Origin of the sequence: Amycolatopsis sp. NPDC005961, assembly GCF_040629235.1 — a bacterium.
GTDB classification, from domain to species: Bacteria; Actinomycetota; Actinomycetes; order Mycobacteriales; family Pseudonocardiaceae; genus Amycolatopsis; species Amycolatopsis camponoti.
On the sequence record NZ_JBEXVF010000009.1, the window covers coordinates 147107 to 172629 of the forward strand.

Here is a 25523-nt window from a genome sequence, read left to right on the forward strand (position 1 = left end):
CGTCGACAGTTCGTCGACAACGGGACGACGCGGCATCGCGGCTCGCCCGAGCGTGACGCGGCAGGTACCGAGGGTTAAGCCAATCTCCTAAAGCAAGACGGCCGGCGGGTCCGCCACTCGCGGACCCGCCGGCCGGGGGCCGTCAGACGAGCGAAGCGGTCAGCCCGCCGTCGAGGACGTAGTGGCTGCCGGTGATCCACGTCGCCCGGTCGGACGCGAGGAACGCCGCCACCTCCGCGATGTCCTGCGGCGTGCCGAGGCGGCCCTGCTTGGCCGCGACGAGGTCCTTGAACGGGACCTGGGTGGCCGCCTCGAAGTCGGGGACGAGCCGCTCGACCATGGCGGTGTCGGCGAAGCCCGGGCAGACCGCGTTGACGCGGATGCCGGCCGGGCGCATCTCCACCGCGGCGACCCGGGTCAGCTGGATGACCGCCGCCTTCGTCGCGCAGTAGGAGCCGAGCAGCGGGCTGCCGCCGACGCCGGCGATCGAAGCGATGTTGACGATGTTGCCCTTGGACTCCATCAGGTGCGGGGTCGCCGCCTTCATCGTCACGAACGTGCCGCGCACGTTCACCGCGAAGATCTTGTCGAAGCTCTCGGTGGACTGCTGCAGCAGCGGCGAGGAGACCTCGATCCCGGCGTTGTTGACCAGGACGTCGAGACCGCCGAGGAGGTCGACCGCCTGCTGGATGGCCGACTGGACCTGGCCCTCGTCGGTGACGTCGCAGTTGGCGACGCCGGCGGCGCCGATCTCCTCGGCCGCCTGCTTGGCCGCGTCGGCGTTCATGTCACTGACCACGACCCGGGCGCCGCGTTCGGTGAACAGCGCCGCGATCGCCTTGCCGATGCCGGCGCCGGACCCGGTGACGAAGACGCGCTTTCCCTCGAGTTCGGACATGCTGGTTCCTCTCACATCGCTTCGATCTTGGGCAGGATCTCTTCTTTGAGACGCTTCAGGTCGTCGAGCGTCTTCGCGACCGGGACGTCCGCGAACGGCGGCCACAGGAACGGCATGGTCAGCCCGGCTTCCTTGTACCGCTTGAGCTGGTCGGTGATCTGCGCTTCCGACCCGACGAGCAGGTTCGTGCCCTTGCCCCGGGGCGTCTGGTCCATGTCCTGGTCGGTGATGACGAACCAGATCATGCTGGAGATCTCGAGGTCGTCGACCGACCGCTTGGTGTCGAGCTCGTCGAGCTCGCGCTGGATCTCGGTGCGCCACCGCCGGATGTCCTCGGGCGAGTCCTGGATCCCGATCCAGCCCGACAGCCCGTACTTCGCGATGCGCGCGGCGGAGCGCTTCGGGTCCTTGAGACCGCTGAAGAAGATCGGCGGGTGCGGCTTCTGCACCGGCTTGGCCCCGAACCCGGCCGGCTCGAAGTCGGCGAACTCGCCGTGGTACTCGAAGACCTCGTTGGTCCAGATGCCCTGCATGATCTCCAGGGTTTCGCGGACGTGCTTGTGCCGCTTGGGGAAGATGTGCGCGGCGCTGGCGGCGGCGAACTCTTCGGGCATCCAGCCGGAACCGACGGCGACGTTGAGCCTGCCGCCCGAGAGGTGGTCGATGGTGGCCAGCTCCGCGGCGAGCACGCCGGGGGAACGGTACGGCGTGTCGATGATGCTCATGCCGATCCGGACCTTCGAGGTTTTCGCGGCGAGCCAAGGGAGCAGCGGCATGCCCTGGAGGAACTCGCCCCGCGAGCTCACCGGGAGCTGCTTCCCCATTTCGTCCAGCATTCCGAAGGGGTACTGCATCTCCCCTCGGTCCGACGCCTCCGGCACGATGATCCGGTCGAGCGTCCAGACGGAGTCGAAGTCGAGGTCTTCGGCGAGCGCGGTGAGGTCTTCGAGCTCCCGGACGGTCACCTTGTCCCGGAAGTTCGGCAGGTAGAGCGCGAGTTTCATGGTCGGACAGCCTCCTTGCTGCGTTCGGTGAAGGTGGAGCGGATGTCGGCTTTCAGTACCTTGCCGACGGTGGAGCGCGGCAGCTCCGGCCAGATCTCGATCTGCTTCGGCGCCTTGACGCTGCCGATGCGGTCCTTGACGAACGCGATCAGCTCGCCGGTGTCCAGCTCCCGGCCGGGCTGCAGCTGGACGACGGCGGTGACGCGTTCACCCCACTTGTCGTCGGGCAGGCCGATCACGGCGCAGTCGCGGACGGCGTCGTGGGCCATCACGGCCTGTTCGACCTCGGCGGAGTAGACGTTGAAGCCGCCGGTGATGACCATGTCCTTGGCGCGGTCGACGATGTGGAGGAACCCCTCGTCGTCGAGGAACCCGATGTCGCCGGTGTGGTGCCAGCCGTGCGCGGACGCCTCCGCCGTGGCCTCGGGGTTGCGGTAGTAGCCGGCCATCACGAGCGAGCCGCGCACGCAGATCTCCCCGCGGTCCCCCTGCGGGACAGGGCGTCCGTCCTCGTCGAGGATCGCGACCGTGACCAGCGGCGAGGGGCGGCCGGCGGAGGCCAGCCGTCCCGTGTGGACGGTGCCGTCGGGTCGGCGGTGGTCCGCGGGCGACATCGTCGAGATCATCATCGGGGCCTCGGACTGGCCGAACAGCTGCGCCATCGGGCCGATGCGGTCGAGGGCCTCGGTCAGCCGCGCCGTCGACATCGGGGCCGCGCCGTACCAGAAGCACTGGAGGGACGACAGGTCAGTGCGGTCGAGTGCTTCGTGGCCGAGCACCATGTAGATCAGCGTCGGCGGCAGGAACGTGTGGGTGACGCGGTGGCGTTCGATCAGCTCCAGGAACCGGCCGACGTCGGGCTTGGCCATGATCACGACTTCGCCGCCGCGGGCGAGGATGGGGAAGCACAGGACACCGGCCGCGTGGGTGAGCGGGGCCAGGGCCAGGTACACCGGGCGCCCGTCGAAGGGGTAGCTCATCAGCGTGATCGCCGACATCGCCTCAAGGTTGCGGCCGGTGAGCATGACGCCCTTGGGCCGTCCGGTGGTGCCGCCGGTCCCGACGAGCGCGGCGATGTCACCGGGTTGGTCCGCCTCGGCGCTCGGATCGTCTCGGGCGGCGTCGAGCCAGTCCGGGAAGCCCGGCGCGAAGTCGTCGCCTTCGCCGAGGCGGACGAGGGTGGTCAGCTTCGGCAGCTTCGGGGCGATCTGGCGGACCAGGTCCTCGAAGCCGGGCTGGAAGATCAAGGTCGAGCAGTCGAACAGGTCCAGGAGCTCGGCGTTCTCGCCGGCGGCGTTGCGCGGGTTGATCGGGCACCAGACGGCACCCGCGCGGGCGATGCCGAAGACGCAGCTGAACGCGGTCGGGTCGTTGGCCGAGAGGATGCCGACCTTGTCCCCCGGCCGCACGCCGGAGCGCCGCAGAGCGCGGGCGACGGCCTCGGCGAACTCGACCACTTGGCCGTAGGACAGGGAGTTCCCGTCGAGGGTCAGGCAAGGCGCGTCCGGGTCCAGGGAGGCGCCTTTTTCCAGGTAGAAGTACAGAGACATCGTCGTCCCTCTCGAGCTGCGTCGGTCGCTGGACACGACCTTGGCCGCCGTTTGGACGAATGTCAAGATTTTCTTGGACGATTGGTCAGAGAACCGCTCGGTGGTATCTTCGGCCGGTGACCAGCGCAGCCGCCGTCCGGCGCCGCACCCGAGTCGACAAGTTCGAGGACCGCCGTCGCGAACTCGCCGACGCGGCCCTGCTGGCGTTGGCCGACCTCGGCTACGCCCGCACGAGCCTGCGCACGATCGCGGAGCACACCGACTTTTCGCACGGGCTGCTGCACTACTACTTCGCCGACAAGGTCGAGCTGATCACGTATTGCGTGCGGCGGTACAAGGCCGCGTGCGTGAAGCGCTACGAAGGCGGCGTGGGCGGGGCGGCCACCACCGACGAGCTGGCCGCGGCGTGCGCGGACGGGCTGGCGGCGGCGCTCGAAGAGGCGCCGCTCATGCACCGGCTCTGGTACGACCTGCGCTCGCAGTCCCTGTTCGAGGAAGCGTTCCGCGACGACGTCGCCGAGATCGACGCGAGCCTGCAGGAGATGATCTGGCGCAACGTCCGGGCGTACGCGGACTTGGCGGGGGTCGAGCCGACGTGCACACCGCCGGAGGCGTACGCCCTGTTCGACGGCCTGTTCCAGCAGGCCCTGCAGCGCCACATCATCGGCGCCGAGGACGCGCTCGACGACCTGCGGAGCGGTGTTCGCCGGCTGTTCCCCCGCCTGTTCAGCTGAGCGGGACCACCATCCGCGCCAGCGGCACGTGGTGCTGCCCCGCGTGCATATCCCGGTCCAGCAAAGACCACTGGCTCACCGGGCGCGGGAACGAAGCCCGCGCGAGCCAGCGCCGCCCACGCGAATCCGTGCGCGTTAGTCGGCCGGATCCGCGCCGCGGGCACTCCCCCGCAGCGCCGACGCCCCCTCCCCACCTGACCGGCCATCATCGCGCGGCCACGCACCTCACCCGACGACGCGCGGCACCACCATCCGCGCCAGCGGCACGTGGTGCTGTCCAGCGTGCATGTCCCTGTCCAGCAAAGACCCCTGGCTCACCGGCCGCGGGAACGAAATCTTCACGACGTTCAACGACGGGATCCGGAAGATCTGGATCGTCTCTTCGTCCACCCGGTACAGCGAAGCCACCACGCGCTCGTTCAAGAACGTCTCGTCCGCCGCCACGCGGTAGCCGTCCGCGTCCCTCATGAACAGCTCCAGCGTCACCCAGAACGGGCCCGCGTTCTTGGAGCGCACCTCGTGGGCCAGCTCCGCCAAAGTCGTGTCAGGCATGGGACTTCCCCTCGAACTCGATCCGGAACAGGTCCAGCGGCGCGCAGTCGACGACGTGGTTCAGTACGAACTCGTACGCCGCGCCGCGCTCGACCTCCGCCGGGGACGACGGGAACGCGAAGCTCGGCAAGTAGTCCATCGACGGTGTCGGCAGGTGGAGCATCAGCGGGTTGGCGATCTTCGCCACCGCCGTCGCCGTCGCCTGGTCCGGCGCGTTCACCAGCAGCATCACGCCCACCTCGCGCGGCGGCCCGCTCTCCGGTTCCAGCGCACCGAGCACCGCGTTGTGGCCGTACAGCCGCAGGTCGAACGCGTACTCGTCGTCCGCCAGACCCAGCGTCTGACCCACCCGCTGCGTGATCAACGCGCGCATCAGCGACGCCCACTCGTCGATGTCGGCGAGCACCAGCGGGTCGCGGATCGCCGAGAACGACATCGTCTCGTACCCGGTGATCCGCGCGCCCTCCAGCTTGATCGTGTGCTGGTCCGCGATGTGGAAGCGAGACCCGGTGACCCGCACGATCCGGTCGTCGACCGCCGTGTACACCGCCTCGCGGACGTCGAGCGTGCCGTCGGGTTCGCGCATCTGATGCGGGTTCGCCGTCTCGTACAACATGTGCGCCGCCACCAGGATCGGCGTGCACGCCGCGCCCGGGTCGAGCGGCTCGATCGTGAAGCCGTCCGCGTCGATGGTCGCCAGGACGCCGCCCGCGCGCGGGTTGTCGGTGCACTGGCCGCCGCACTCGACGATCTTGGCGGCGTGCCACGTCGGCCCGGCCGGCATGCCCTTCATGAGCGGGAACGCGGCCGCCACCGCCGTGTCGGTCGCGCGCCCGGCCAGCACGACCTGGGCGCCCGCGCGCAACGCCTCGACGATCGGCTCGTGCCCCATCGCGCCGACGATGTGCGTGCAGCTCTCCAACGTCTCCGCGGCCAGCTCACCCAGTGGGGGCAACGGGTGGACCCGGCCGGAGCCGAGGTGGTCCTTCAGCTCGGCCGCGTCCTGCTCGCTGTAGATCTTCGCGACCCTCAGGTCCAGGCCCTCCTCCGCGAGCACCTCGGCGGCGATCCCGGCGACCCAGTCGACGCCGGCGTCGGTCCCGCTCGTCCCGCACGAGCCCACGATCACCGGGATCCCGGCGCCCGCGGCGGCCGTGAACAGGCTGCGCAGGTCGCGCGCGACGGCCTTCGCGGTCGTCTTGGCCTTCGCCGCGCCGAGGTAGTACGGGCCCGAGTCGGTCGACCCGCCGTCGATGCTGATGACGTCGGCGCCCAGGGCGATCCCCCGCTCGACCGTCGCGTGGTCCCAGCCCGCGCCGAGCATCCCGCTCGGCGCCAGCACGCGCACTTTCTCCATGTCCCTCATCCCTCTCCGTTCACGACGTGCCGGGCCCGGCCGTCGAGGGCCGCGACCAGTTCTTCCGCGCCGCGCAGGCCCGCGGCCCGGCGCGCTTCGGCCGTCTGCCCGGCCAGGTGCGAACAGACGACGATCCCGTCCACCCCGCGCAACGGGCTGGTGTCCGGCAACGGTTCTTCGCACACGACGTCGAGCGCCGCGCCGGCGATCTCGCCGGCGCGCACGGCCGCGACGAGCGCGTCCTCGTCGACGATCGCGCCGCGCGCGGTGTTGACGAGCAACGCCGTCGGCTTCATCCGCTTGAACGCCCCCGCGTCGAGCATGCCCCGCGTCCGGTCGGTCAACGAGGTGTGCACCGAGACGTAGTCCGAAGTGGACAGCAGCTCGGGCAGGTCGACGAACCGGACGTCCGGCCCCCGCAGGCCGGACGTGCAGACCACCGTCATGCCGAACGCGCGAGCCAGCGGGACGACCGCCCGAGCCGAAGCGCCGTACCCGATGAGCCCCAGAGTCGACCCGCGCAGCTCGTGGCCGTCCTCGCGCGGCCACTTCCCCGCCGCGACCCCGGAAGCCGACTGCACGAGCCGCCGCGCTCCGGCGAGCAGCAGCCCGAACGTGTACTCGGCCACGGCGTTGGCGTTGACGCCGGGCAGGTTGCTGACGCTGATCCCCTGCCGGGCCGCGGCTTCGACGTCGATGGAGTCGTACCCCACGCCGGTCCGCACGATGACGCGCAGCTTCGGAGCGCGAGCCAGCACCTCGGCGGTCAACGGCTCGTTGGCCACCAAGGCCGCGTCGATCCCGTCGAGCGCCGCGACGAGCTGCGAGGGATCGCGCTTGCCGATCATCGGCGAGTACGCGGTTTCCAGCCCGGCCCCCCGCAGGTACTCGTCCACCTCGTCGCCGGGACGCAGGTAGTCCGCGGTGACCAGCACGCGCCTCACAGCGCGCGTCCGTCGGTGCGACGTCGTTGCAGCGAAGCGATCCGGGCCACCAGGAGCACCGCGACCGCCGTGACGACCGCGATGTCGAGCAGCAGGAACGGCCACCCGGTCACGTCGACCATGCCGCCGACCAGCGCCGGCCCGAGGAACCCGCCGCCCGCCCAGCCGACGGTGTAGAGGCCGGTGTAGGTGCCGAGCACCCGGGCCGAGGGCGCGAGGTTCCACAGGACGACCGCCATGTTGACCATGAACGCCGACGCTCCCGCGGCCGCCAGGCACATCGCGGTGACCGTGCCGGTGGGCGTCCGCACGAGCGTGCCGAGCACCATCGCCGCGGCGAACACGGTCATCCCGATCAGGATCACGCGCAGCCGGCCGAAGCGTTCGGCGCACAGCGCCACCGGGTAGGCGGCGACGATGAACGCCAGCCCGCTGGGCAGGGTCAGCCCGCCGGCGTCGCCGCGGGACATGCCCAGCGTCTCCATGCCGTAGTTGGTGATGAGCGACCGCGACGCGAACCACGCGCTGCCGAAGGCGAGCACGGACAGGATCACCAGCAGCCGGCTGCGGTCGGTGTCCCGGACGAGGTCGAGCAGGACGTCCCGCATCCGCACGCGCGGCGCGTTCTCGGTGTGCCCGGCGCGGTCCTCTTCGAGCGCGGCTCGGTAGGCCGGGGACTTGCTGTCGCGCACCCGCCAGGCGAGCACGCCCACCGACACGAGCATCAGCACCGCCGGGATGGCGAAGGACAGCTTCGGGAAGTCGTCGATCAGGAAGATGCTGATCAGCGCGGCGACGATCACCGTGATGCTGGAGGCGATCTTGACCGCCGCGTTCGCCCGGCTGCGCCGCTCGGGGCCGATGTAGTCCGGGAGCAGCGACTCGGCGATCGGCTTGAACGAGTTCGCGACCAGCGCGTAGCCGAACATCACCAGGATCAGCAGCGGCAGCGAGGCCGCGGCGTGCGGGATGAGCACGAACAGCACGGCCGCCACCGGCATCCCGACGACGAGGTACGGGATGCGCCGGCCCCACGAGGTCCGGGTGCCGTCCGAGCGGTTGCCCATCCACGGCTGGATGAAGATGCCGAGCAGGTTGTCCATGCCCATCAGCGCGCCGATGAGCGCGGCGCTGCCGACGTGCTCGCGCAGCAGCGGCGGGACCTGCGAGTCGTAGAGGTTCCAGGTCGACTCCTGCGCGAAGACCGCCAGAGCCACGAAGAACGTGATGCGTCCCGCCCGGACGCGCGGGGTGGTCAACGTCATCGTCGGCACCTTCCCTTGGGCATGCCCGCCACCGTACTTTTGCTATAGCAAGATGGTCAATAGTTGCAAACGTGTTTTGCGATGGCCAGTAGGCTGGGCTCATGAGGGGCGAAGCACTGCAGACCGACACGCTGGCCGACCGCGTGTACCGCGCGATCCGCGACGCGATCACCACCGGCGAGCTGCGTCCGGGCCAGAAGGTCACCGAACGGGGGTTCGCCGAACAGCTGTCGGTCAGCCCGACGCCGGTCCGCGAGGCCATCCGGCGCCTCGAGCAGGACGGCCTCCTCGAACGGTCCGGCCCGCGCACGGTCAAGGTGGCGATGTTCGGCGGCGTCGCCATCCAGGACCTCGCCGAGGTCGAGGTGGGCCTGCGCGGCATGGTGGCGCGCTTCGCCGCCCGGCACGCGACGCCCGAGCAGCTCGACGGGCTCGACGCGATCCTCGACGAAGCCGACGACCTGCTCATCCTCATCAAGCAGCGCCACGAGTCCGGGCAGGACGTGGACAAGCACGTCGGCCGGCTCTTCGACGCCATGCAGCTCTTCAACGGTCTCGTCGAGTCGTGCGCCGGCAACCCGGTGCTCGTCCGCCTGCTCGACCAGACCCGGGTGTTCTCCTACCCCGAACGGCGCTCGCGCGTGATCGAACGCGTCAGCGTGGACGACACGTTCGGCCTGGACCGCTACACGACCCACCGCGCGCTCGTGCGCGCGTTGCGGGCCGGCGACTCGGCGCGGGCCGAGGCGCTGGTGCTCGAAGACGCTCGAGGCGGGCTCGGCGACCTGCTCGCCGGCCGGTGACTCAGCCGAGGTCGACGAAGAGCGTCAGGTCGTCGCCGACGCGGATCCGGCAGTCCGGCCCGAAGGAGCAGGAGGACTCCCGCTCTTCGAAGACGGCCGGTCCGGCGATTTCCGCGCCCGGCCGCAGCCGGTAGCGGTCCCAGACCGTCGCGCGGAGCCGGCCGTGGCCGGGGAAGTGCACGTCACGCTCCCCGCGCCGTGGGTCGCCGTCGGCGGGCTCGCACCCCAGCTCGATGTCGTGGCCGGGCAACCGGGCCGACAAGCGCCAGGTGACGACCTCCACGGGTCCGTCCAGCGTCCGCCCGAACGCCGCGCGGTAAGCGTCTTCGAAAGCGTCACGGAGACGACCGTCGCCGGGCAGGTCGACCTCGATCCCGGAGCCCTGGCCCAGGTACCGCAGGTCGGCCGACCGCCGCGAGCGCACCCCGGTGCCGAGTACCGCGCCGGCCTGCTCGGCCATCTCCTCGTACAGGGCCTCCACGCGGTTCCAGTCCACTTCGGACAGTGGGGACGGCAGGCTGCGCGACTGGTCGACGGTCGGCGCGGCGACGAGGAACCCGTACGCCGACATCACGCCGGCCCGCATCGGGACGATCACGCGGCCGATCTTCAGCTGCTTCGCCAGGCCGTAGGCGTGCACGGGTCCCGCGCCGCCGAAGGCCACCAGCGCGAACCCGGCGGGGTCGCGGCCGTGCTCGGCCAGGTGCATCCGGGCGGCCGCGGCCATGCTCGCCGTGGCGACCTCGACGATGCCCGCGGCCGCGCCGGTCTCGTCCAGGCCCAGCGGGTCACCCACTTCCCGGGCCACCGCCTTGTGGACTTCGGCGGTGCGCAGCCGCATCTCGCCGCCGAGGAAGGCGTCCGGGTCGAGGTAGCCGAGCACGAGATCGGCGTCGGTGACGGTCGGCCGCTCGCCGCCGCGGCCGTAGGCGACCGGTCCCGGCACGGACCCGGCGCTGCGCGGCCCGACCTTGAGCAGGCCCAGCGCGTCCGGGGCGGCGATCGAGCCGCCACCCGAGCCGATCTCGATCAGGTCCACGACGGTCAGCTTCACCGGCAGGCCCGAGCCCGGCTTGAACTTGTCGACGCGGCCCGCCTCGAAGTCGTGCTTGCGCCGCGGTGCGCCGCCGCTCACGATCGCGATCTTGGCGGTGGTGCCGCCCATGTCGAACGACAGGACGTCCGGTTCGCCGGCCCGGCGGGCCACCGCGGCGGCGGCGATCGCGCCCGCCGCGGGACCGGATTCGAGCAGGCGGACGGGGAACTCCTTGGCGTCGGCCAGGGTCGTGACGCCACCGCCGGAGAGCATGACGTGCAGTGGCGCGTCGATGCCCAGCGCGGTCAGGTCGTCCCGCAGCGCGTCGAGGTAGTGCGCCACCAGCGGCTGGACGTAGGCGTTGAGGCACGCGGTGCTCGCGCGCTCGTACTCGCCGAGCACCGGGGTCACCCCGCTGGAGAGCGTGACCGGCAGGTCCGGGTGGGCGCGGGCGAGCAGCTCGCGGACCCGCCGTTCGTGCCGGTCGTCGCGGTAGGAGTGCAGCAGCGCGACGGCCACCGCCTCGACGCCGTGGGTCAGCAAGTCCCGCACCTCGACCAAGACGGCGTCGTCGTCCAGGGGGGCCAGCTCGGTGCCGTCGGCGGCGAGGCGGCCCGGCACGCCCCGGCACCGGTGCCGGGGAACCAGCGGGGACGCCGGGCGCGCGTGCAGGTCGGTCGTGTCGAACCGGGTCTCGCGAGCCAGCTCCAGGGTGTCGCTGAACCCCTCGGTGGTGAGCAGGCCGACGACCGCGCCGGTGCGTTCGAGCAGGGTGTTCGTCACCAGGGTCGTGCCGTGGACGACCCCGGCGACGGCGTCCGGCGGCGTGCCGGTCTCCGCGAGGAGCCGGGTGATGCCGGCGGTGATCGCGTCGTGCGGCGCGTGCGGGGTGGTGGGCAGCTTGCCCGGCCAGGTCAGGCCGCGGGCGGGGTCGTGCAGCAGCAGGTCGGTGAACGTGCCGCCGACGTCCACGCCGATCCGGACGGTGCGGCTCATCGGCCCGCCTCCGGGGTGCCGAACCCGCCGCCGCCGGCGAACGAGATGACGACCGAAGCGCCCGGGGCGAGCTGCGAAACCGACTTCAGCGGCACGCGCTCCCCGGTGTCCAGCACGGCCTGGGCGGGCGCCCCGGCCTCCCCGCCCGCGACGCCGAGGGCCGGGTGCCGTTCGCGGTCGCCGAGCAGCACCAGCTGCACCGGGCGGCTCGTCGGGTTGTGCACCTCGACGTCCTGCCCGAGCCCGCCGCGCCGCCGTCCCCGCCCGCCGGACCCGGCCCGCAGCTCCTTGCGGACGAACCGCAGCGGCGACGCGACTTCCATCGCCTCGACGCTCCCGCTGCCGGAGTTGGTCGGGAACGCCGTCGCCGAGAGGCCGTCCGCGTCCTGCGACGCACCCATCCCGGCGTTGGCGAAGAGCATCTGCGCGAACGGGCGGCCGGCGTCGTCGACCCCGGCGAACCGGACGCGCAGCGCGGGCGCTCCCCCGCTGTCGGCGATGACGCGGTCCGGCAGCACCGGCGCGAGCGCGCGGTAGATCGCGCAGGAGAGCAGGTGCCCGGTCAGGTGCCGCGCGACGACCGGCGCGGGGAACACGGGGTTGACGATCGTGCCCTCGGGCGCGGTCACGGTGATCGCCCGGTAGGAGCCCCAGTTGGTGCGCGTGGCCGGGTCGAGCAGGATCTTCAGCGGGTACACCGAGTACGCGCGGGTGTAGTTCAGCGTGGAGTTGGTCGAGAACGGGACCTGCGGGGAAGTCCCCGTGTAGTCGATCCCGACGGCGTCCCCGCTGATCGTCACGGCGCACTCGATGTGCGTCGGGTGGCCTTCGACGCCGTCCGCGTCGACACCCGCCCGGTAGACGCCGTCGGGCAGCTCGCGGATCGCCGCGCGCATCGCGGCCTCGGTCATGGCGTGCACCTGGTCGGCGAACTCCCCGAAGTCGGGCTCGCCGAAGTCCTCGAGGAACTCCTGCGCGCGGCGCCGGCCGACCGCGTGCGCGGCGGCCTGCGCTTCGAGGTCGCCCCACAGCTCGGCGGGCAGGCGGACGTTGGCCAGCAGGAAGTCCTTGACGCCCTGCTCGACCCGGCCGGCGCGGAACAGCCGCAGCGGCGGGATGAGCAAGCCTTCGGACATCAGGTCCGTGGCCCCGAGCGACGGCGTACCGCCGATGTCGGGTGAATGCGCGGCGGTGCCGGTGAAGCCGGCGAGCACGCCGCGGTGGAAGATCGGCGCGAGCATGGCGATGTCGGGCAGGTGCCCGGTCGCGATCCACGGGTCGTTGGTGATGACGGCGTCGCCGTCCTGCCACTCGTCGGCCGGGAACCGTTCCAGGACAAGGGAAGTCAGCGTGCTCATCAAAGCCGCGAAGCCCGGGATGCCGGCCCGCGACTCGGCCATCGTGCGGCCGCGGCGGTCCATCAGGACCACGGTGTAGTCGTTGGACTCGCGGATGATCGTCGAGAACGCGGTGCGCAGCATGGTCGACGCGGCTTCGTCGGTCGCGGCGGCGAGCCGGTCCCAGCGGACCTCCAGGCCGATCGGGTCGAAGCCGCTCATGCCGTGACCCGCTGCCCGACGGCGATGCGCTCGGCGATCGCCGTGCCGAGCCCTTCGGTCGTCCCCGGGCCGCCGAGGTCGGGGGTGAGCACGTCCGGCTGCTCGTCGAGCACGCTTTCGATCGCGGCGACGACCCGCGCGGCGGCTTCCGGTTCGCCGAGGTGGTCGAGCATCATGGCGCCGCTCCAGATCTGGCCGATCGGGTTGGCGATGCCCTGCCCGGCGATGTCGGGGGCCGACCCGTGGACCGGCTCGAACAGGCTGGGCCAGGTGCGGTCCGGGTTGATGTTGGCGCTCGGGGCGATCCCGATCGTGCCGGTGCACGCGGGCCCGAGGTCGGACAGGATGTCGCCGAAGAGGTTGCTGGCCACGACGACGTCGTAGTTCCGCGGGCTGAGCACGAACTTGGCCGCGAGGATGTCGATGTGGTCCTTGTCCGCGGTGACGTCCGGGTAGTGGGCGGCCATCGCGGCCGCGCGCTCGTCCCAGTAGGGCATCGAGATGGAGATCCCGTTGCTCTTGGTCGCCCACGTCAGGTGCTTGCGCGGCCGGGTGGCGGCGAGGTCGAAGGCGTAGCGCAGCACGCGGTCGAGGCCGACGCGGGTCATCACCGTCTCCTGCAGCACGGTCTCCCGGTCGGTGCCCTCGAAGATGCGGCCACCGATGCTGGAGTACTCGCCTTCGGTGTTCTCCCGGACGACGAGGAAGTCGATGTCGCCCGGCCCGTGGCCGCGCAGCGGGCCGCGCACCCCGCGCAGCAGCCGGACCGGCCGCAGGTTGACGTACTGGTCGAACCCGCGGCGGAACTTCAGCAAGCTGCCCCACAGCGACACGTGGTCGGGGACGACCTCAGGCCACCCGACCGCGCCGAAGAAGAGCGCGTCGAAGCCGGCGAGCACGTCCTGCCAGTCCGGCGGCAGCATTTCGCCGTGCTCCAGCCAGTACTCGGCGGAAGCGAAGCCGAATTCGGTGGTCTCCAGCTCGAAGCCGTGGACGTCGGCGGCGGCGCGCAGGCAGCGCAGGCCTTCCGGGACGACCTCGCGCCCGATGCCGTCGCCGGGGATGACCGCGATGCGGTGGTTCACGAGACGCTCCTCGCCGTGGGGGTCCCTCCACTGTGGGCGGCCGCGCGGCGCCCCGGCAAGAACGCCGGCGGCAACCTATCCTTTCTCTCATGGAAAGACTCGACGACCTCGGCTTCTTCCACGTGGTCGCCGTCAGCGAGACGCTCACGGCCGCCGCGCGCGAGCTGGACGTGTCGCTGCCGGTGGTGAGCAAGCGCCTGAAGGCGCTGGAACGCCGGCTCGACGTGCGGCTCGTGCACCGCGGCGCGCGCCGGCTCACGCTGACCTCCGAGGGGCAGCTGTACGCCTCGCGCGTCGAGGCGATCCTCGACCAGGTGCGCGAGCTCGACGACCTGGTCAGCCACCCCGCCGGCGACCTGCGGGGCTCGATCGTCGTCCAGGCGACCCTCGGGCTCGGCCGCGCGCACGTCGCGCCGCTCGTCGGCGAGTTCACCGCGCTGCACCCCCGCGTGCGGATCCGGCTCCACACCTCGGCGCTGCCCCTGCGGCCGCACCGGCGCGAGTTCGACCTGGCCGTGCACGTCGGCGCGCCGCCGGACTCCACGCTGCGGATGCGCCGGCTGGCCCGCAACCGCCGGGTGCCGTGCGCGGCACCGTCCTACCTGGACCGCCGCGGCGTCCCCGAGCGGATCGAGGACCTGGCCGCCCACGACTGCATCGTGCTGCGCGAGAACGAGGGCGACTTCGCCGTGTGGCGCTTCGGCGGCGCCGCCCAGCCGCGCCAGGTGCGGGTGCGCGGCAGCCTGTCGAGCAACGACGGCGACATCGTGACCGACTGGGCGCTGCGGGGCCGCGGGATCGTCATGCGCTCGGAGTGGCAGATCCGGTCCCACCTGGACAGCGGCGCGCTGGTGCGGGTGCTGCCCGGCGTGCCGACGCCGCCCGCCGACATCTACGCCCTGCTGGCCGACGACGTCCACGTGCCGCGGCGCACGAGCGACCTGATCGGCCACCTGGCCGCCCGCCTGCCGGAGCGGCTGGCTTTCCCGGCGTGAAAGGCTGCCTTTCCGCCGGTGGCGTTGCCCGGGTGCCGCGCCGCTCCTAGGTTGCGAGCGTGACGCCTCTCGCTGTCCGGCTCGCCGAGCTGCCCCCGGACCACGCCGGCCGCCGGCTCCTGACCGGGTACACGCCGGCCTTCGCCGCGCAGGCCGACCCGCGGTTCTCCTACACGCTGTTCGTCCCGGAGGACATCCGCGACGACGAGCGGCCGAAGCTGTGGGTGTTCGTCCACGGCACGCGCCGGCGCACGAAGGTCTACCTCGACGGGCTGGCCGCGCTCGCCCGGGCCGAGCGCGCGGTGGTCATGACGCCGCTGTTCCCGGCGGGCATCAGCGCACCCGACGACGTCGACGGCTACAAGGTTCTCGAGCACGCGGGGATCCGCTTCGACCAGGTGCTGCTGGACATGGTCGACGAGGTCGCGCACCGCTGGAACGTGGCCGCGTCGGCGTTCTTCCTGCACGGCTTCTCCGGCGGCGGCCAGTTCGCCCACCGGTTCCTGTACCGCCACCCCGAGCGCCTGTCGGCGGTGTCGATCGGCGCGCCGGGCCGGATCGCCCTGCCCGGCGGCGAAGCGTCGTTCACGCGGGTCCCGGTCCAGATCGTGATCGGCTCGCTCGACGCGGACCCCGCGGCGATCGCGTGGATGGTTAGCGAAGGTGGGGCCAATCGGCTGTCGCGGGCCCGGACGTTGGCCGCGGCGCTCAGGGACTCCGGGTCGGACGTGCGCTTCGACGTCGTCGAGGGGGTGGGGCACGTCGGTGAGGCGGTCCTACCCGCGGTGACCGAGTTCCTGCTGGCGAACCAGTAGCTCATCGACCTCCGCGCGGGAGGGGCTCGTAGCCGGGCCATACCGCCGGACCGCGATCGCGGCCGCGGCGTTCGCGCGTTCGGCCGCGACGAGGAGCGACTCTCCGCGCAGCAGCTCCGCCGCCAGCACGCCGGCGTGGGCGTCCCCGGCACCGTTGGTGTCCACCGGGTCGACCGGGAACCCGGGGACGCGCACGGTCACCCCGTTCTCGACGACGTCGCACCCCTCGGCGCCGACGCGCGTGACCCGCACCGGCACGTCTCCCACTTCGTCCACAGTGGACATCATCGCGGCTTCGGCGGCATTGCACGAGAGGATGTCCACGTGCGGCAGCACCGCCCGCCAGACGTCCGGGGCCACGTCGGCGGCGAGGGGCCCGGGGTCCAGCAGCACCCGGTGGTCCCCCACCGAGGGCAGCCACTCCAGCAGCGCGTCGCGGTTGGACTCGCGCAAGAGGCTGTACCCGGTGACGTACACCAGGTCTCCGGTCCGCGGCCGCACGCGGCGCAGGTGCTCGGCGGTGAGGGTGCCCTCGGCGCCGGTCTCGGTGATGAACGTCCGCTCCCCCGCCGCGTCGACCAGGACGACGCACACCCCGGTGTCCGGCGCGGCCGGGAGCTGGACCAGCTCGACCCCCTCGGCCGTCAGGGCTTCCCGGACCAGGTCGCCGAAGCGTCCGGTGCCGTGCTCCCCCGCGTAGACGACCGCCGCGCCGGCGCGGGCCGCCGCGGCCATCACGTTGAACCCGCCGCCCGCGGTGAAGCGGACGTCGGAGGCGAGCACGTCGCCACCCGGCGGCGGCAGCGCCTCGACCCGCATCACGAGGTCGACGATGGCCTGTCCGGTGTGGACGAGACGGCCGGTCATCGGCGGATCCTCGCACCGCCGAGCGCGGCGTACAACCCGGCGCCCACGGCGAAGGTGACGACCCAGCCCAGCCCGTTGGCGCCGAGCCACGTGCCGGCCAGGGGCCCGGTGAACCAGGCGTCGTCGCCGGTGCCGGCCGTGGTGAACAGGTAGCCCGCGACGATGGCCGCGGCCCAGGACAGCAGCGCACGCGGCTCGCACCCCGCGCGGTACCAGTACGCGCTCGTGCGGTGCACGTCCATCAGGGCCACCGGGTCGTAGTCGCGCCGGCGCACCATGTCGACGACGAACACCCCGACCCACGCCGTGATCGGCACCGCCAGCAGGCTGATGAACGCGATGAACGGGCCGTAGAAGCCGTCGGCGACGAGCATGAAGTACAGCGAGCCGAGGAACGTCACGACGATGTCGACGACCACGGCGTACACCCGCTCGAGCCGGATGCCCAGGGTCAGCGTGGTGAGGCCGGCGGAGTACACGGACAGGTGGTTCGAGAGCAGCAGCCCGCCGAACGCGGCGATCAGGTACGGCACCGCCATCCAGCCGGGCAGCAGCTCGCGGATGGCCGCGACCGGGTCGCCCGCGGACGCCAGCGACGGGTCGTCGGCCGAAACCAGGCTGCCCAGCGAGATGAGCAGCACCAACGGGATTCCCGCGCCCGCCGCGGCCGAGGCGACGAGCGAACCGGCCCGGACGGACGGCGACTGGTAGCGCGACATGTCGGCGGACGCGTTCGCCCAGCCGATCCCGGTCCCGGCGGCGATGGTGCCGACGCCGGCGATCATCGCGCCGACCGGCGCGGGCGAGGCGGCGAAGACCTGGCCCCAGTGGATGCGGGTGACCAGGCTGACCGCGACGACCACGTTGAGCGCACCGAAGATCCACGTCGACCAGCGCTGCACCGCGACCAGCACCGCGTGGCCGAGCCCGGAGACGGTCACGGTGAGCAGGACGAACACCGCCACGCCCACGATCGTCAGCACCGGTGAGGCCTTCGCGTCCGCGTTCGCGCCGAACAGGATCGCGCACAGGGAAAGGAACGCGAACGCGGCGGTCGTCGTATTCACCGTCTCCCAGCCGAGCCGGGACACCAGCGACACGATGGTCGGCCCGATGTTGCCCCGGACGCCGAAGACCGCGCGCGACAACGTGAGCCCGGGCGCGCCGCCGCGGCGGCCGGCGATGGAGACGACGCCGACGACCGCGAACGACCCGGCGGCGCCGAGCACCGCGACGAGGGCCGCCTGCCAGAACGCCAGGTGCTGCACCGCGACCAGCGTCGCGCCGAGCGGCAGCCCGAGGATGCTGATGTTCGCGGCGAACCACACCCAGAACAGCTGCATCGGGTGCCCGTGGCGTTCGCCGGCGGGCACGGGCTCGATGCCGCGGGTCTCCAGCGCGCCCGCTTTCCCGGAGCTAGCCGGCGTGTCCGCGGCACTCGTGCCGGGAACCTGAGCTGATTCGACCATCGTTACCTCGCACCTGCAGGAGGCCGTCCACGACGACGGCCAAGTCGAGCCGGTTGACCGCGCGCACCTTATCGACCAGGTGGGCGGGCAGTCCGGAAATCCCGTGGTGTGCGCCGAGGATCGCTCCGCACACGGCCGCCACGGTGTCGGTGTCGCCGCCGATCTCGGCGGCGAGGGTCAGGGCCGCGGCCGGGTCTTCACCGAGGTTTTCGGCGAGTGCGAAGGCCGCGACCACGGATTCCTGCGCGGCGACCGACGTCCCGATGACGTCGGTGAGCGCGTCGGCCAGACCCGCGCGGCCCAGGCCGCGGACCCAGCCGCGCGCCCAGGCGATGCGCGCCGCGATGTCCCCGCCGGCGATCCAGTGCCCTCGCCGCGCGCCCTCGGCGGCGGCCTGTTCGGCCTCGTCGAGGGAGGTCTCGAGGTCGGCCCCGGCGACGCCGGACGAGACGGCGGCGGCCACCGCGGCGGCCGCGGCGATCCCCAGCCCGGTGTTGTGGGTGACCCGGCTCGCCGCGACGACGGCGTCGAGGAACCCCTCGCCCAGCGGCGTCGCGATGCCGACCGGGGTGATCCGCATGGCGGCGCCGTTGGTGGCCCCGTCCCGGCCGGCCTCCTCGGCGGCGGCGCCCGCGTCGAGCCGGTCGAGGGCGCGCCGGGTCGAGGGGCCGAGCAGGTCGAGCGAGCCGCGGCGGATCATGTCCGCCTCCCACTCGCGCAGGGCGGCGGCGAAGTCGTGGGCATCGATCCGGCCACCGCCGTCGATGGCGAGCCGGGCCACGAGCACGGCCTGTTCGGTGTCGTCGGTGATCGACCCGGCCGGCATCCCGGGGGCGATCGGCTGCTCGGCGACGGCGTCGACGAACCCGCGGATCGGCCCGTACGCCCGCTCGATGGCGGCGCGCGACATCGACTGCGTCGGCATGCCGAGCGCGTCGCCGATCGCGAGGCCGTAGAAGGCCCCGAGCGCTCGCTCCCGCATCGGAGCCGGTCGAGTGAACATGTACAAACATGTACAGCTGCGGTGGAGGGCGTGTCAAGCCCCATGGTCGGCGGTCAGGCCCGCGGCTCCGCACTCCGCTCCCCGGCGAAGAACAGCCAGGACATCCCGGCCGCGACGGCGAGCATCGTGAGCACACCCCGCGGCCAGAAGATGTGACTGTCCAGAAAGGACACACTGGCCGGCAGGAGGATCACCCCGCCCGGCACCGCCCACCACCCCGCGCGCAAGGTCGCCGCCACGACGATCACCGCGCTCGCCACGAGGAAGCAGGCCGCGCCGATGTGGCCGACCAGGTCGCCGGCCGTGAACACCGCGCCGACGACCGGGGTGGCGCCGTGCTGGGCGTGGACCACCGTGCCGCCGGCGATCCCCGCCACCGCGTCGAGTCCGCCGTAGAAGGCCGCGTACCCGAACGCCGCCACCCACCCGGGCCACCGCAGCCACGGCGGTGCCTCCCTCAGCAGGAACCACTGCGCCACGGCCAGCAGCGGGAAGACCGGCAGCAGGATGATGTGCAGCGTCGTCCACCAAGGCGCCGTCGCCGCGTCGAGCTGCGCGGGGTGCGCCACGCCGAACCCGGCCAGCAGCAGTCCCGGAACGGCGACGAGGAAGCCACGCAGTGATCTGGACACCCGCGCGACCCTAGCCCCGGCCGACCACCGGACCGCCGCATCCGGCATTAGGAAACCCTTACGGGCCGGGACGGCGGCCGCCCCGGCCCCGTGGGTTCACCGCACCAGGGCGTCGTGGCCCAGGAGGTCGCCGAACACCGAGACCGCGCGGTCCACGGCGTCGTCGTCGACGCCCGCGTGGGTCACCGCGCGGATGCGGTCGGTGCCCAGCTCCTCCACCCGGATCCCGCGGCGGCGGGCGGCCTCGATCAGCGTCCGGGTCGTGTAGCGGTCGTCGCGGACCTTGAAGAACACCATGTTGGTCAGCGGCGGGCCCGGGTCCAGCCGGACGCCCGGGATGCGCGACAAGCCGCGGGCCAAGCGCGCCGCGCGGGCGTGGTCGTCGGCCAGGCGCTCGGTCATGTCCGTCAGCGCCACGATGCCGCACGCCGCGATCATCCCGGCCTGGCGCATGCCGCCGCCGAGCATCTTGCGCATCCGGCGCGCCGCCGCGATCGTCACGCGGTCGCCGACCAGCACCGAGCCGATCGGCGCGCACAAGCCCTTCGACAGGCAGATCTGCACCGTGTCCGCGTGCTTGGCCACCTCGGCCGCGCTGACGCCGAGCGCGACGGCCGCGTTGAACAGCCGGGCGCCGTCGAGGTGCAGGGCGACGCCGTGCGAGCGGATCAGCCGGGACACCTCGCTGAGGTAGTCCAGCTGCAGGGGCAGCCCGCCGCAGCGGTTCTGCGGCGTCTCCAGGCTGAGCACCGCCGGCGGCGCGATCTGCGGGTCGCTGCGGTCGACCGCGCACGCCTCGGCGATGGCCGCCGGGTCGATCGTGCCGTCGGGCAGGTTCGGCAGCGGGTCGTAGACGATGCCGCCGCACAGCGACGCGCCGCCCGCTTCGTAGACGTACACGTCGGACTCGTGCCCGACGATCGCCTTGCCGCCGCGCGGGCAGTGCGCCAGCAGCGCGGTCAGGTTCGCCATGGTGCCGCTCGGCATCAGGCAGCCGGCCTGCTTGCCGAGCAGCTCGGCGGCGAGCTGCTCCAGCCGGTCCACGGTCGGGTCCTCGCCGTAGACGTCGTCGCCGAGCGGAGCGCGCGCGGCGGCCTCCAGCATCGTGGGCGTGGGCAGGGTGAACGTGTCGCTGCGGAGTTCGACGTGCGTGCCCTGTGCGGGCGCGGTCTCCGGGCGCAGGGTCGCGAGGTCGTCGGCGAAAGTGGTCACAACAGGCTCCTTGGCGGTCAGCGGATGAGGGTTCGGACGGCGTCGTCGAGGCCGATTTCGGCCTGGCTCCAGCGCCAGCGGCGTTCTTCGGCGGCGGCGCGGATCCGCGCGAACGCGGCTTCGGCCTCGGTGACGGCGGCGAGCACGGACTCCCGCGCCGGGCCACCGCCGTGGGCCGCGTGCTGGGCCACCTCGGCCGGGTCGAGCGCGGCGAGGACGTGCGCGGGCTGCCCGGCCAGCCGGACCCGGGCGACCTCGTGCAGCGGCAGGCCGTGGTCGAGGGCTTCCTTCGCGACGGCCCCGACTTCGTGGTGGGCCCGGCGGAACGGCATCCCGGCGTCGACGAGCCGTTCGGCGAGGTGGGTGGCCGCGGTCTGGCCGTCGACGGCGCGGGCGTACATCCGCTCCGGCACCGGCTCGGCGCCCTCGACGACGAGCCGCAGCAGCACGACGGCGTCGGTCGCGGCCTCCAGCGCCGACCACGCGGGAGCCACCGCCTCGGTGCCGACGGCGATGGCGTTGGTGAACCGCGCCGTCGCCATCGCGCTCGCGGACGCGGTGAACGCGCCGAGCGGGGCCAGCGCGCGGCCCTGGACGTGTTCGAGCAGGAACGGGTTGCGCTTCTGCGGCATCATCGAACTGGACCCGACGACGTCGTCGGCCAGCCGCAGGAGCCCGGCCTCCGCGCTCGTCCACGCCTGGAAGTCGTGGGAGACGCGGCAGAGCAGGACACCGAGGACGGTGGCCGCGGACAGCTGGCGCAGCACCAGGTCCCGCGACGCGACGGCGTGCAGCGAGTTCGGGATCGAGGTGGCGAAGCCGAGCAGCGCGGTGGTGCGGTCCTGGTCGACGGGCAGCGACGTGCCGCCGACCGCGCCCGCGCCGAGCGGGTTCTGGTCGATCTCGGCGCCGGCCTGCCAGAGGCTTTCGACGTCCCGGACGAGCGCGCTCGCGACGCCGGCGAGGTAGTGCCCGTAGGTGATCGGGACGGCGGGCTGGTGGTGGGTGTAGGCGGGCATGGTGACGCCGGCCCAGCGCCGGGCCCGCTCGAGCAGGGCGCGGCCGAGGGCGTCGGACTCGGCGAGCAGGCGTTCGTGCGGTTCGCGCAACCGCAGCCGGACGACCGTGGCGTTGAGGTCGTTGCGCGAGCGTCCACTGTGGAGGATCCCGCCGGTCTCGGCGCCGAGGGTGTCGATGAGGTGGGACTCGTAGGCGAGGTAGCGGCCGCGGGGTGCGGGGACGTCGTGCAGGGCCGAGAACCCTTGTTTCCGCAGGCTTTCGATGCCGCTGAGCAGTTCCGCGGCGCGGGCCCGGTCGACGATGCCGCGTTCGGCGAGCATCACGACGTGGGCGCGGTCGACCTGGCTGATCAGCCCGAGCTCGGCGGCGACCGGGTCGGGGGCGGGTGCGGTGTCGCGGTCGAAGAGGATCTCCCTGGCCGCGGCGGAGATGGCGCTGGTGAGCCGTCCGGTTCCGCCTGGGGCGATGGTCATCGAGGTGCTCCTTCCGGGGTGTCCGGGTGGGGTTCGGGACGCTCTTCGTCCCGTTCGTCGCGCGCGCGATCGGTCTGCGCGACGGTGGCGATGAGGAACCGCAGGGTCACCGGGTCACTCCTTCCGGGACGAGGGCGGCGCGCAACCGGTCGAGCCCGGCCACGGCCGCGGCGCGAGCGCCGCGGGGCCGGTCCGCGACGGCGAGGACGTGCCCGGCCCGGTCCCGGTAGTCCCGCGCCGGGCGGACCACCGTGCCGTCCGCGCGGTAGAGCCGGGCCTCGGCCACTCCCGGCACCGTCGACGCCTTCGTCACGGCGTCCCCGGCCGAAAGCACCGAAGTCGCCGTCGCCGTCAGGAACCGCAGCGACGCACAGGCCCGCCGCGTGGGCCGCAGGTCGGGTGGCAGGCCCAGCACCGCCGCCACCTGCGCCGCGACGAGGTCGACGCCCGTCGCCGCGCGGACCAGCTCCGGGATCATGCCGCCCGCCGGACGCGGGTTGACCTCCATCAGCCGCGGCCCGGACGGGGTCAGCCGGATCTCGACGTGCGCCGCGCCGAAGCCGAGGCCCAGCGCGGTCACCGCCGCCCGGGCCGTGTCGATCAACGCCGTCTCGTCCGCGGGAGGCAGCGAAGCCGGGACGTCGTGGCCGACCTCGACGAAGAACGGTGACGGCCCGAGGTGCTTGCGCACCACCGCCACCACCACGTCGCCGAACAGCTCGACCGAGTACTCCGGCCCGTTCGCGTACGGCTCCACCAGTACCCGCGGCGGCACCGGGAGCCCGCGTTCGTTGTGCGTCACCGAAAGCAGCGCCGCGGCCTGCGCGGCCACCGACGCCGGCGTCTCGCACCGCAGCACGCCGACACTCCCGGACCCCTCGGCCGGCTTGAGCACCACCGGGAACTCCACGGCCGCCGCGACGGCCGCTTCCACCGAGGTCGCCACCGTGCAGGGCGCCCCGAGAACGGCCCGCTGGTGGGCCTTGTCGCGGCACTCCGTCACGGCGTCCGGGTCCGGGCCGGGCAGATCCAGCTTCGCCGCGATCCGCGCCGCGACCGGGATGAAGTACTCCGAGCTGCTCGTCACCCCGGCCGGTTCGCCGATGTCGGAAGCCAGGACCGCGCACGCGTCCGCCGTGTCGCAGACGACGACGCGGACGCCGTCCTCGGCCGCGTACGGGTAGCGCGAAGGGTCGGCCGCGGCCAGCACCGGCTCGAAGCCCAGCTCCCGGGCCTGCCGCGCGAACAGCCGCCCGGTGCCGGTCGTGTTGCTCTCGACGAGCAGCAGCGTGCGCTTCACGACGCGTCGGCCAGCGGGCGCCGGCCCCAGTTCAGCCACGTCCACGAGCCGCCCGGCTCGGCGGGCGCGACGACCTCGTACGGCTCCCCCGCGCCCGCGTGCGCCAGCCCCTGCGCGCGCAGCCATTCGTCGGAGTACACCGTGTCCTGGTAGCGGTAGCCCTCGTCCGGCAGCAGCGCGACGACCGTGGCGTCGGGGTTCCGGCGCGAGAACCAGTCGGCGACCTTGAACGACGCGCCGCTGGTCGGGCCCATGAACAGGCAGTGCCGCGCGTACAGCTCGCGCGTCGCGGCGAACGCCTCGGCCGCGCCGATCCAGTGCACCTGGTCGTAGCTTTCGTGCGCCACGTTGGGCGGTACCAGGCTGTTGCCGAGCCCGCGCAGCACGCGCGGCCCGTCTTCCTGGCCGAAGATGGCGCTGCGCTGGGTGTCGACGCCGATGAGTGTCATATCCGGGACGAGCATGCGCAGGAACGAGCTGGTGCCCGACGTCGAGCCGCCGGAGCCGACCGCGCCGACCAGGCAGTCGGGCACGCCGATCGTCTCGGCGAGCTGCTCGGCCACCAGCGCGTAGGACCGCGGGTTGTCGGGGTTGCTGTACTGGCCGGGGACCCAGTGGTTCGGGTACTCCGCGCGCAGCTCCTCGAGCCGGTCGAGCCGCGCGCGCTGGAACCCGCCGACCGGGCTGGGCTCCGGGCAGATCTCGACGCGGGCGCCGAGGTGCTCGAGGCGGCGCTTCAGCGGCGCGTCGATGGCCGGGTCGCCGACGATCGTGAGCGGGTAGCCGCGCAGCCGGCAGACCATCGCGAGGCCGAGGCCGAAGGTCCCCGACGACGTCTCGAGCACGGTCGTGCCGGGACCGACTTCGCCGCGTTCTTCGGCGCGGTCGAGCATGAACCGGGCGGGCAGCAGCTTCATCAGGCCGAAGGCGGCGACGTGGAAGTTGGGCCGGATCCGGATGATCCGGGGCAGCTCGGTCGCCTCCACGACGGACCGGCTGACGGGTGCGGCAAGGGTCATCGGACTCACCTCTCGGTTTCGAACTGCCAGGTTTCGGTCACGTCGAGCCGGGTCGCGGCGAACTCCAGCCGGGCCGGGGTCTCGGCGTCTGTCGCGTCGAAGAGCAGGCCGGCGACGTCGCCGCTGTGGGCCACCTGCACGCCCACGGCCCCGGCGGCGCGGGCGGCGGCGAGGATGTCGTCCAGCCCGGGGATGGGCAGGTGCCGCTGGTTGAGCAGGGTGCTGGCGGTGGCGACGCGGCCGAGCAGGCCCGCGTCGCCGTCGCGCACGGCCCGGCGCAGGAGGCCGCGCAACGGCCGGAACGCCTCGATCTCCCACGACGTGTAGCGCGCGGGCGGGAGTTCGAGCGTGTCGACGCCGCGGCCGCCGGGGCTGGTGCCGAAGCCCAGCACGGACAAGGGCATCAGCTCCCCCAGGTCCTCGATCGGCTCGCCTTCGCGGTGGGCGAAGACGACCGCCCGGCCGCCGTACATCAGCGAGTCGGACGCGGTCTCGGCTTCGACGGCCAGCGCGCCGACCTCGGCCGGTGAGAGCCGGCGGTCGGTCGCGGCGAGGACCGCGCCGATCGCCGACGTCACGTCCGCGGTCGAGGAGCCGAAGCCGCGGCACAGCGGGATGTCGCTGGTGATGTCGAGCAGGCCGCCGGGGACCGGGGTGCCGAGGCGGGCCAGGGTGAGGTCGGCGGCGCGGCGGGCCTTGGTGCGCCACGCGGGCCGCACCGTCGTGCCGGTGTCCTCGGTGGGCAGGAAGGTGGCGCGGGTGCTGTAGAGCGGGCACGGCAGGGTGACGAGCCCGCGGCGCAGGCGGCCGTCGGCGACGAAGACCCCTTGCAGGATTTCGCCGTGATGGGCGTCGACGCGGAAGCTGCCCGCGCGCGGGTCGGTGACGGTGGCGGGGGCCGGTGCGGCGACCGCGAGGTCTTCGGTCATGGCGTT

At 72.8% G+C, this 25523-nt stretch carries 23 protein-coding genes; 4 read left to right on the plus strand and 19 right to left on the minus strand.

Going from position 1 to position 25523, the window contains the following annotated elements; translation table 11 throughout:
• Window positions 1-142: 142 nt before the first annotated feature.
• Genes ABZ342_RS11145 through ABZ342_RS11155 form a run of 3 tightly spaced genes read right to left on the minus strand, consistent with a single transcriptional unit; the run spans window position 143 to window position 3452 of the window.
• Window positions 143-898: an SDR family oxidoreductase gene (locus ABZ342_RS11145; protein ID WP_360471399.1), complete on the minus strand. Its 756-nt coding sequence runs from the start codon at window positions 896-898 to the stop codon at window positions 143-145.
• 11 nt (window positions 899-909) lie between these two features.
• Window positions 910-1902: an LLM class flavin-dependent oxidoreductase gene (locus tag ABZ342_RS11150; RefSeq protein ID WP_155547064.1), complete on the minus strand. Its 993-nt coding sequence runs from the start codon at window positions 1900-1902 to the stop codon at window positions 910-912.
• Entirely contained in the window at window positions 1899-3452 is a 1554-nt protein-coding gene (locus ABZ342_RS11155; RefSeq protein ID WP_360471402.1) for a long-chain fatty acid--CoA ligase, read from the minus strand. The genes ABZ342_RS11150 and ABZ342_RS11155 overlap by 4 nt, the downstream gene beginning before the upstream one ends.
• 116 nt (window positions 3453-3568) lie before the next feature.
• On the opposite strand from ABZ342_RS11155, the gene ABZ342_RS11160 reads away from it, so the two are divergent.
• Entirely contained in the window at window positions 3569-4186 is a 618-nt protein-coding gene (locus ABZ342_RS11160) for a TetR/AcrR family transcriptional regulator (RefSeq protein ID WP_360471405.1), read from the plus strand.
• A gap of 225 nt (window positions 4187-4411) precedes the next feature.
• Here ABZ342_RS11160 and ABZ342_RS11165 read toward each other — a convergent pair whose 3' ends face one another.
• Genes ABZ342_RS11165 through ABZ342_RS11180 form a run of 4 tightly spaced genes read right to left on the minus strand, consistent with a single transcriptional unit; the run spans window position 4412 to window position 8304 of the window.
• Window positions 4412-4738, minus strand: coding sequence for a DUF4387 domain-containing protein (locus ABZ342_RS11165; RefSeq protein WP_360471408.1), 327 nt, complete (start codon window positions 4736-4738; stop codon window positions 4412-4414).
• Entirely contained in the window at window positions 4731-6095 is a 1365-nt protein-coding gene (locus ABZ342_RS11170) for an acyclic terpene utilization AtuA family protein (protein ID WP_360471410.1), read from the minus strand. Before ABZ342_RS11170 ends, ABZ342_RS11165 begins: the two co-directional genes overlap by 8 nt.
• Window positions 6096-6100: 5 nt before the next feature.
• Complete coding sequence (locus ABZ342_RS11175) at window positions 6101-7039, minus strand: phosphoglycerate dehydrogenase (protein ID WP_360471412.1); 939 nt, start codon at window positions 7037-7039, stop codon at window positions 6101-6103.
• The gene (locus ABZ342_RS11180; protein WP_360471415.1) at window positions 7036-8304 is read right to left on the minus strand and encodes an MFS transporter; all 1269 of its coding nucleotides are present in this window, start codon (window positions 8302-8304) and stop codon (window positions 7036-7038) included. Before ABZ342_RS11180 ends, ABZ342_RS11175 begins: the two co-directional genes overlap by 4 nt.
• 101 nt (window positions 8305-8405) lie before the next feature.
• Between ABZ342_RS11180 and ABZ342_RS11185 the strand changes: the two genes are divergently transcribed.
• On the plus strand, window positions 8406-9107 hold the full coding sequence (locus ABZ342_RS11185) for a GntR family transcriptional regulator (RefSeq protein WP_155547057.1): 702 nt from the start codon (window positions 8406-8408) through the stop codon (window positions 9105-9107).
• 1 nt (window position 9108) lies between these two features.
• Here the strand turns inward: ABZ342_RS11185 and ABZ342_RS11190 are convergent, their stop codons facing one another.
• Genes ABZ342_RS11190 through ABZ342_RS11200 form a run of 3 tightly spaced genes read right to left on the minus strand, consistent with a single transcriptional unit; the run spans window position 9109 to window position 13783 of the window.
• The gene (locus ABZ342_RS11190; protein WP_360471419.1) at window positions 9109-11139 is read right to left on the minus strand and encodes a hydantoinase/oxoprolinase family protein; all 2031 of its coding nucleotides are present in this window, start codon (window positions 11137-11139) and stop codon (window positions 9109-9111) included.
• The gene (locus ABZ342_RS11195) at window positions 11136-12698 is read right to left on the minus strand and encodes a hydantoinase B/oxoprolinase family protein (protein WP_360471421.1); all 1563 of its coding nucleotides are present in this window, start codon (window positions 12696-12698) and stop codon (window positions 11136-11138) included. Before ABZ342_RS11195 ends, ABZ342_RS11190 begins: the two co-directional genes overlap by 4 nt.
• Window positions 12695-13783, minus strand: coding sequence for a tartrate dehydrogenase (locus ABZ342_RS11200; RefSeq protein WP_360471424.1), 1089 nt, complete (start codon window positions 13781-13783; stop codon window positions 12695-12697). The genes ABZ342_RS11195 and ABZ342_RS11200 overlap by 4 nt, the downstream gene beginning before the upstream one ends.
• 89 nt (window positions 13784-13872) lie before the next feature.
• Between ABZ342_RS11200 and ABZ342_RS11205 the strand changes: the two genes are divergently transcribed.
• Complete coding sequence (locus tag ABZ342_RS11205) at window positions 13873-14778, plus strand: LysR family transcriptional regulator (RefSeq protein WP_360471427.1); 906 nt, start codon at window positions 13873-13875, stop codon at window positions 14776-14778.
• Between the two features lie 59 nt (window positions 14779-14837).
• Window positions 14838-15593, plus strand: coding sequence for an alpha/beta hydrolase (locus tag ABZ342_RS11210; RefSeq protein ID WP_360471429.1), 756 nt, complete (start codon window positions 14838-14840; stop codon window positions 15591-15593).
• Here the strand turns inward: ABZ342_RS11210 and ABZ342_RS11215 are convergent.
• The 9 genes from ABZ342_RS11215 to ABZ342_RS11255 all read right to left on the minus strand — a co-directional run bounded on the left by ABZ342_RS11215 (window position 15555) and on the right by ABZ342_RS11255 (window position 25517).
• Window positions 15555-16460, minus strand: a complete 906-nt coding sequence (locus tag ABZ342_RS11215; RefSeq protein ID WP_360471432.1) for a PfkB family carbohydrate kinase — start codon at window positions 16458-16460, stop codon at window positions 15555-15557. The genes ABZ342_RS11210 and ABZ342_RS11215 overlap by 39 nt on opposite strands.
• Entirely contained in the window at window positions 16457-17929 is a 1473-nt protein-coding gene (locus ABZ342_RS11220) for a cytosine permease (protein ID WP_360471435.1), read from the minus strand. The genes ABZ342_RS11215 and ABZ342_RS11220 overlap by 4 nt, the downstream gene beginning before the upstream one ends.
• Window positions 17877-18932: an ADP-ribosylglycohydrolase family protein gene (locus ABZ342_RS11225; protein ID WP_360471438.1), complete on the minus strand. Its 1056-nt coding sequence runs from the start codon at window positions 18930-18932 to the stop codon at window positions 17877-17879. The genes ABZ342_RS11220 and ABZ342_RS11225 overlap by 53 nt, the downstream gene beginning before the upstream one ends.
• 53 nt (window positions 18933-18985) lie before the next feature.
• On the minus strand, window positions 18986-19564 hold the full coding sequence (locus tag ABZ342_RS11230) for a hypothetical protein (RefSeq protein WP_360471441.1): 579 nt from the start codon (window positions 19562-19564) through the stop codon (window positions 18986-18988).
• Between the two features lie 96 nt (window positions 19565-19660).
• Window positions 19661-20776, minus strand: coding sequence for a GntG family PLP-dependent aldolase (locus tag ABZ342_RS11235; protein WP_230862914.1), 1116 nt, complete (start codon window positions 20774-20776; stop codon window positions 19661-19663).
• A gap of 17 nt (window positions 20777-20793) precedes the next feature.
• The gene (locus ABZ342_RS11240; RefSeq protein WP_360471444.1) at window positions 20794-22269 is read right to left on the minus strand and encodes an argininosuccinate lyase; all 1476 of its coding nucleotides are present in this window, start codon (window positions 22267-22269) and stop codon (window positions 20794-20796) included.
• Between the two features lie 106 nt (window positions 22270-22375).
• Window positions 22376-23569: an ATP-grasp domain-containing protein gene (locus tag ABZ342_RS11245; RefSeq protein ID WP_360471447.1), complete on the minus strand. Its 1194-nt coding sequence runs from the start codon at window positions 23567-23569 to the stop codon at window positions 22376-22378.
• The gene (locus tag ABZ342_RS11250) at window positions 23566-24588 is read right to left on the minus strand and encodes a pyridoxal-phosphate dependent enzyme (RefSeq protein WP_155547046.1); all 1023 of its coding nucleotides are present in this window, start codon (window positions 24586-24588) and stop codon (window positions 23566-23568) included. Before ABZ342_RS11250 ends, ABZ342_RS11245 begins: the two co-directional genes overlap by 4 nt.
• Before the next feature lie 5 nt (window positions 24589-24593).
• Window positions 24594-25517, minus strand: a complete 924-nt coding sequence (locus tag ABZ342_RS11255; protein ID WP_360471450.1) for a kinase — start codon at window positions 25515-25517, stop codon at window positions 24594-24596.
• Between the last annotated feature and the right edge of the window lie 6 nt (window positions 25518-25523).